This window comes from Photorhabdus namnaonensis, assembly GCF_001684335.1.
GTDB classification, from domain to species: Bacteria; Pseudomonadota; Gammaproteobacteria; order Enterobacterales; family Enterobacteriaceae; genus Photorhabdus; species Photorhabdus namnaonensis.
This window is the reverse complement of the sequence record NZ_LOIC01000087.1, coordinates 1-395: the sequence shown is the minus strand read 5'-3', so window position 1 is coordinate 395 and position 395 is coordinate 1. Positions and strand designations below refer to the sequence as shown.

The 395-nt window shown below is 48.4% G+C and carries 1 tRNA gene and 1 rRNA gene; both read right to left on the bottom strand.

The window, feature by feature from the left end:
• Positions 1 to 162: 162 nt before the first annotated feature.
• Positions 163 to 238, bottom strand: a tRNA-Glu gene (locus Phpb_RS19080).
• An 82-nt stretch (positions 239 to 320) separates the two neighbouring features.
• Positions 321 to 395, bottom strand: a 16S ribosomal RNA gene (locus Phpb_RS19075); the annotation flags it as partial.

Below are 395 nucleotides of genomic sequence, written 5' to 3'. Positions count from 1 at the left end.
TTGTTCAGCTTGAGAGATACCTCAATAATACCTCGGTGATATTATTGAGCATTTCAATTTTTCAGCTTGTTCCAGATTGTTAAAGAGCTTATATCGCTAAACAGATTCCTAAAATCCGCTTAAAGACACATCGACAACGCCTTTCACCCGTTATCCTGCAAGTGGCGTCCCCTAGGGGATTCGAACCCCTGTTACCGCCGTGAAAGGGCGGTGTCCTAGGCCTCTAGACGAAGGGGACCCAATGGTCGGCTTCGCAGACTCCCTTGCTCTCGACTTTCATCAGACAATCTGTGTGAGCACTGCACTTAACCTATCTCAGGTAAGGAGGTGATCCAACCGCAGGTTCCCCTACGGTTACCTTGTTACGACTTCACCCCAGTCATGAGCCACAAAGT